We start from the raw sequence: 6234 nt of genomic DNA on the forward strand, positions 1-6234 counted from the left end.
CCGTCAGACTTCGCAATACTTGCCGATCGCGAGTATTATTGCGCGCCGGAATATCAGAAAGGAGACGCCGCTGAATCTCGACCTGGACCTTCCGCCGCGCTCAGAACCACTCATCATTCCCTGGCCATCGCCGGGAATGCCCGGTGGATTCCTTCAATTCAACGATCCCGAGACTTGGCGGAAATTCATCGTCAGCCTCGGCATCGACGAGCGCATCCCGGACGTCGTGCGCGCGAAGTTCGCACGAGCGCAGACGCTCTACCTCCTGGGCTGGGTCGACCTCGACGTGCTGAAAGCCGGCGAGCTTGCGGCGCTGATCGCCCTCGAACTCGCCACGATGGACCGATATGGCGACAAGATTCCGAAGAAGAGCCGCCCCTTCGCGGCGTTGCTGAAGCATATGGTCGACGTCGACGGCCTGACCGACGCGCACATCCCGATGACCGTCCGCACCGGCGGCACCGCGATCGGCTTCGTCACCGGCGACGCGAAGCCCAGCCTCAGCCAGCGGCGCAACGGCATGGCGCATGGCGATCCCTTCGACGGACTGCCGGTCGGCGGGCTGCTCGAGCTGGTTCGCGACCTTATCAACTATGCCTACCGGGACTTCATCGCCAACGCACCGGCATGGCGAATGCAGGTGCTTCCCGACTGACGGGACAGGACCGGCTCGCGGCGCCGAGCACCACACCCGCTTCTCTGCGCTGATCCTTGGTCAGACTGGCCGCTTGGTGCCATCAACCCGTAAAGGGTCGGCTATGCGAGCATGCCGCCGCTGCGGCTGCGCCTGCGCGGTGATTGCAGCGACCAGTCCGACACTTCGGGCGCCTGTCAGCGGGGGATGGTCCTCCGCTCGAAACAGGAGCCGGGTCGATGTCCCTCAAGCAAGCACATGCCTTCGCCTTCAGCCTCGCCACCTCGCTGATGGCCGCCATCGTCATCTTCCAGGCCGGCGACGGCACGCACTCGGTTTATCTGAACAGTCAAGCTGTCTCACTGGCATTTCGCTGAGCTCGCCGGCTCCCGGAACAGCGTCTCGATCAGCGGACATTCCCGCCGATTGCCTTCTGTGCATTGGGCCACCACGTCCTTCAGCACTCGCTCCATGCGTTTCAGGTCGGCGATCTTTTCACGCACGTCGTCGAGATGCGCGGCGGCAACGGCGCTTGCCTCGGCGCAGGGCTGGTCGCGCTCGTCGACGAGGCGCAGCAGTTCACGGACTTCATCGAGGGAGAAGCCGAGCTCGCGCGCCCGCAAGACGAAGCGAAGCCGTCGCTCGTGGGTGCTGTCGTAGCTGCGATAGCCGCTCGCCGTGCGCGGCGGCTCCGGCAGGAGGCCGACCTTCTCGTAATAGCGGACCGTCTCCAGATTGCACCCTGTGCGCTGTGCGAGTTCGGCGCGCTTGAGGCCTTTCACGCCAGCGTGATCGCGCATCCAAAAATACCCCTTGACCCTGTAGTTGCTACAGACCGCACATTAGCGCCTGGATAGGTTTTCGACAAGAAGAGCGAGGTCGAACATGAATGCATCCCGACACGGACCAGCAGACGTTGCACCGACTGCGGCAAACCTGACGACGCCAGAGCGAAGCGAGGCCGGGCGACAGCGCCTGGTCGCCGTCGGCGGCATACTCGGCGCCATCGCCGCCTCGTCCTGTTGCATCATTCCGCTCGTCCTGTTCAGCCTCGGCATCGGCGGCGCCTGGATCGGCAATCTGACGGCGCTTGCGCCCTACAAGCCACTGTTTGTCGCCGCAACGGCGGGCATGCTCGGCTACGGCTTCTACCTTGTCTACTGGAAGCCGCGACAGGCCTGTGCCGATGGGGCTGCCTGCACGCGCGCCGTCCCCAGCCGCCTCGTTCAGATCGCGCTCTGGTTCGCGACCGTACTCGTCGCCGCTGCTTTCGCCTTCGACTACGTCGCGCCGCTGCTGCTTTCCGCCTGACACCAAGAGGAGACTACCCCATGAGGAAGAGTTTGAGCGCTTTCACTTTGATCGCGTCGGTGATGACTGCGCCTGCCGCCTTCGCCGCCGAACGCACTGTGACGTTTGCCGTCGACAACATGACCTGCGCCTCGTGCCCCTACATCGTGAAGACCACGATGGCGGCAATCCCCGGTGTCGCGAAGGTGACCGTCTCCTTCGAGGCGAAGTCCGCGACCGTGACCTTCGACGACGCTAAGACGAGCACCGATGCCATCGCAGCCGCCAGCATGAATGCTGGTTATCCGGCCCACCCGACGCAGCAAGGCAGCTAGATGACTGATCGCGCCGTAATCCGCGCAGGTGCCGTTGGCGCCGTCCTCGCCGCGATCTGCTGCGCGGCGCCGCTCCTCGCCGTCGGCCTGTCTCTGGCGGGTCTTGGCACGTGGCTGACAGGTGTGGGTGCAGTGGTGCTTCCCCTGATCGTCGCGGGCTTCGGCTTCGGCGCGCGGGGGCCCCATCATCGCCGGGCAAGAGCCACGGCCTATGAGACGAAGATTCGCAAGGAAGGCGTGAAGCCATGAACGATTGCTGTGCAACCTCCTCCCGGGACAACCCGGCCGTTTCTCAGCCCGCGACACTGGCGAGCTTTGCCGTTCGACCGGGCGTAACGTTTCCGGATTGGTCGGCGGTCACGTCGCCTGTGGTCAAGAACGCTCTGCAGGCGATGGTCGGGTCCGACCACGTGCTCAATCGCTGGAGCGGTTACGATCCCGCCACCGACAGGGTGCGTGTTGCGTTGCTCCGACTCTACGCCGACCACGGGGGTGCCCCGACCATAAGCGCGCTTGCGGAGCGTACAAAACTCAGTGAGATGGTCATCCGGCCACTGCTCGACGAGCTCCGCCGGCGCGACCTCGTCGTTCTCGATGGCGAGCTGATCGTCGGCGCCTATCCGTTCAGCGATCATAACACCGGCCATCGGGTCACTCTGGACGGACGCACGCTGAATGCAATGTGCGCGGTCGACGCGCTGGGCATCGGTGCCATGACCGATCGCGACACCGCGATCGCCTCGCCCTGCGGCCATTGCGGCGCACTGATCCGGATCACCACGCAGGACCGAGGGCGGGCACTCGCCGACGTCGAGCCACAGTCGGCCGTCATGTGGCAGAGCGTCCGTTATGAAGGCGGCTGCGCCGCGAGCTCGCTCTGCGCGACGACCGCTTTTTTCTGCTCGGACGAGCATCTTTCCGCCTGGCGCGACGAACGTTCCACCGACGAGCCAGGTTTCCGGCTGTCGATCGAGGAAGGACTGGAAGCCGGCCGTGCTCTGTTCGGGCCGAGCCTCGCTGGTCTCGATGTGGCGTCGAAGAGCCTGGTGGTCGCCAACCGACCCTTGCGCACAAACGGTCGCAATGGAGGCGCTTACGATCTCGTCGTCATCGGCGCCGGCTCGGCCGGCTTCTCGGCCTCGATCACGGCCGCCGATCAGGGCGCACAGGTGGCGCTCATCGGCAGTGGCACCATCGGCGGCACCTGCGTCAATGTCGGCTGCGTGCCGTCGAAGACCCTGATCCGCGCGGCCGAGACGCTTCATAACGCTCGCGTGGCGGCACGTTTTGCCGGCATTACTGCTGAAGCCGAACTGACAGACTGGCGCGGAACCGTTCGTCAGAAGGACACGCTCGTGTCTGGGCTGCGCCAGGCCAAATACGCGGACCTGCTCCCCGCGTACAATGGTATCGCCTATCGCGACGGGCCGGCTCGCCTCCTCGACGGCGGTGTCGAAGTTGACGGCGCGCGTATTGCCGCTGGCAAGATCATTATCGCAACCGGCGCGCGGCCGGCAGTTCCTGCTATTCCTGGCCTCGAGACCGTACCGTATCTCACCAGTACGACGGCGCTCGACCTCGAGGAACTGCCGCGATCGCTGCTGGTGATCGGCGGCGGTTATATCGGCGCGGAGCTCGCCCAGATGTTCGCCCGTGCCGGCGTCAAGGTGACCCTCGTCTGCCGGTCCCGACTGCTCCCCGAGGCCGAGCCCGAGATCGGCGCGGCGCTCACGGGGTATTTCGAGGATGAAGGCATCACCGTTATCTCCGGCATCGCTTACCGCGCGATCCGCAAAACCGAGGGCCGAGCGTCACTGACCGTCACGCGTGACGGTCACGATGTCCAGATCGACGCCGATCAGGTGCTGATCACCACGGGCCGCACGCCCAACATCGAAGGCCTTGGGCTGGCCGAGCACGGGATCACCGTCTCGGCGAAGGGCGGCATCGTGGTCGACGACCGCATGCGCACGACCAAGGCTGGCGTCTATGCCGCCGGCGACGTCACCGGCCGCGACCAGTTCGTCTACATGGCCGCCTATGGCGCCAAGCTCGCCGCCAAGAACGCCCTCAATGGCGACAGCCTGCGCTACGATAACAGCGCCATGCCCGCTATCGTCTTCACCGATCCGCAGGTCGCAAGCGTAGGTCTCACCGAGGCGGCGGCGCGTGCGGCCGGGCATGAGATCCGCGTTTCGACGATCGGTCTCGATCAGGTGCCGCGCGCACTCGCCGCCCGCGACACTCGTGGGCTTATCAAGCTCGTGGCCGATGCTGCTGGCGGTCGTTTGCTCGGCGCCCACATCCTCGCGCCGGAAGGTGCCGACAGCATTCAGACCGCGGCTCTCGCGATCCGCCAGGGTCTCACCGTCGATGACCTCGCGGACACGATCTTTCCTTACCTCACCACGGTCGAGGGGCTGAAGCTCGCAGCACTTTCGTTCGGCAAGGACATCGCCAAACTCTCCTGCTGCGCCGGGTGAGCACAATCGGCGTCAAGGGCGTTTCCTGCCGATGATCGGTATGACGTCGGCGGTGCGGTTATCGCGCCGCCGTTCCATAAGCTGGCACAGCGCGCGGACTTGACGATGCTGGGCGAGCACGGTTTCGACGGCGCGCCGCTCCTGTTCGGCCCGGGCCGTCCCCGCCGGCCGATCCGTCGCGTTGCGCCGGGCTCTCGACTCGGCAACTGCATGGCGGAAGGCTTCCAGCACCTCGGAAGCGCGGTTCGCGGTCGCGCGACTGACACCTGCCTCGATGGCCAGATTCACAACCGTCAGCCTGCCATCAGCCACGCGGGGGCACCCATAAAGGAGGCGCGCCATCGCCTCACGAAGCGCCTGTTCCGTGGCTGCACTGACCGGCTTCATGATGTGCGTTCCTTCAACGGCGCGATGAGCCTGCGTTTTCTGTCGTTGTCCAGGCGCAGCGCTTCGCGTTGCAGCGGGGAGAGACGCTTGTCGGCGAGAAGATCCTCCGCCTGTGCAATGGAGGCTTCCCATGGCGGGAGATGTCGCTCGACGAGGCAGGCGTTGGGACATCGGTCGGGCGCGCATCGCGACAGGACCGGCACCGAGGCTGAAGGTTTCTCAGACTCCCGCAGGCAGAGCGCCGTCAATGGGTCGAAGAAGCAGTCGTTCAGATATCCGACATGCAGCGTGCGCGCCAGATGCGCCAGCATCGCCTTCAGGCGCTTGCGATCGGCCAGTTGCCCCGGAAGCGGGCCGAGTTCGCGGCCGACCCGCTCCAGTTCCACGCCGACGCGCTTACCGGCGGGTCCGCCTGGACCGTGACCGCGTCGATGGTTTTCGAAGTAGTCGATGATGTCGTCGAGTTGTCCGAGCGCCAGTTCCTGTTCGACCTCCTGCCTGAAGCCGGATGCGGACGAGCCGGCATAGCCGTTGAACATGGCCACGGAGGCGTGCTTGTACTGGATTTTGCCGGCGACAACCCCGAAGGGCCGGTTCGCGATGTACCAGGCCAGCGTTCGCCTGAACTGACGGGTGTTGAAGCGCCAGACGTCTTCTCCCACTCGGGGGATCACAGGACTATCGTCCGCGCCATATCGCTCATCGAGATGTTCTCGGAATTGGTTGATCTTCTTGGCGATGAGTATCGGCGTCTCGGCATTGTTCGTCTCGCGGTCGTCAAGGGCAAGCCATAGCCGCTCTGTCCCCGCATTCCGGCGGAATCGTTCCGAAAGACGCTCGGCAACCCGGATCGCCTGGACGGCGGCCTCGATGGTGATCCATTCGACCTGTTCGCCGCGAGCGCCGCGATCCTTCCAGGTCACGCCCTCGATCGCCAGCCTTTCTGTTCGCCCGTCCCGGTCGAGATTCCGTTTCAGGCAGCCGGATCGCAGCGACTGCACCTCACCGTCGCGCATGCCCGTCAGATAGCAACACACGATATAGGCGGTGACCTGCCCCCCGGAAGTTCCCTCGCTGTGATGTAGAGTCTGCCCAACCTGAGAAG

Annotated in this window: 8 protein-coding genes and 1 pseudogene; 6 read left to right on the forward strand and 3 right to left on the reverse strand. The window is 65.0% G+C overall.

The window, feature by feature from the left end; genetic code table 11:
* Positions 1 to 19: 19 nt before the first annotated feature.
* Positions 20 to 655: a hypothetical protein gene (locus CXY91_RS26655; protein ID WP_199777575.1), complete on the forward strand. Its 636-nt coding sequence runs from the start codon at positions 20 to 22 to the stop codon at positions 653 to 655.
* A 218-nt stretch (positions 656 to 873) separates the two neighbouring features.
* Positions 874 to 1011 carry a hypothetical protein gene (locus tag CXY91_RS30645; RefSeq protein WP_199777576.1) on the forward strand — a complete coding sequence of 46 codons (138 nt, stop codon included), beginning with the start codon at positions 874 to 876 and terminating at the stop codon, positions 1009 to 1011.
* Here the strand turns inward: CXY91_RS30645 and CXY91_RS26660 are convergent.
* Entirely contained in the window at positions 994 to 1434 is a 441-nt protein-coding gene (locus CXY91_RS26660; protein WP_012092599.1) for a MerR family transcriptional regulator, read from the reverse strand. The two genes, CXY91_RS30645 and CXY91_RS26660, sit on opposite strands and share 18 nt — an antisense overlap.
* Positions 1435 to 1519: 85 nt before the next feature.
* On the opposite strand from CXY91_RS26660, the gene CXY91_RS26665 reads away from it, so the two are divergent.
* From CXY91_RS26665 to merBA, 4 genes are read left to right on the forward strand one after another with little or no spacing between them, the layout of a single operon-like run.
* Positions 1520 to 1945, forward strand: a complete 426-nt coding sequence (locus CXY91_RS26665) for a mercuric transporter MerT family protein (protein WP_012092600.1) — start codon at positions 1520 to 1522, stop codon at positions 1943 to 1945.
* Positions 1946 to 1965: 20 nt separating this feature from the next.
* Positions 1966 to 2259, forward strand: coding sequence for a heavy-metal-associated domain-containing protein (locus CXY91_RS26670; protein ID WP_012092601.1), 294 nt, complete (start codon positions 1966 to 1968; stop codon positions 2257 to 2259).
* Positions 2260 to 2508, forward strand: a complete 249-nt coding sequence (locus CXY91_RS26675) for a mercury transport protein (RefSeq protein WP_100964853.1) — start codon at positions 2260 to 2262, stop codon at positions 2506 to 2508. It abuts the gene before it with no gap.
* Positions 2505 to 4742, forward strand: a complete 2238-nt coding sequence (gene merBA, locus CXY91_RS26680) for a bifunctional organomercurial lyase/mercury(II) reductase MerBA (protein ID WP_012092603.1) — start codon at positions 2505 to 2507, stop codon at positions 4740 to 4742. The genes CXY91_RS26675 and merBA overlap by 4 nt, the downstream gene beginning before the upstream one ends.
* Positions 4743 to 4754: 12 nt before the next feature.
* On the opposite strand, the gene CXY91_RS26685 is transcribed toward merBA, so the two are convergent.
* A complete protein-coding gene (locus tag CXY91_RS26685) occupies positions 4755 to 5129 on the reverse strand; it encodes a hypothetical protein (RefSeq protein ID WP_012092604.1) in 375 nt (124 codons plus the stop codon).
* Positions 5126 to 6234 (reverse strand): annotated as a pseudogene (locus CXY91_RS26690) (hypothetical protein); the annotation flags it as partial. The pseudogene CXY91_RS26690 and the gene CXY91_RS26685, both read right to left, overlap by 4 nt.

This window comes from Allobosea sp. FBZP-16 (assembly GCF_002831785.1).
In the GTDB taxonomy this organism is placed as follows: domain Bacteria; phylum Pseudomonadota; class Alphaproteobacteria; order Rhizobiales; family Beijerinckiaceae; genus Allobosea; species Allobosea lupini.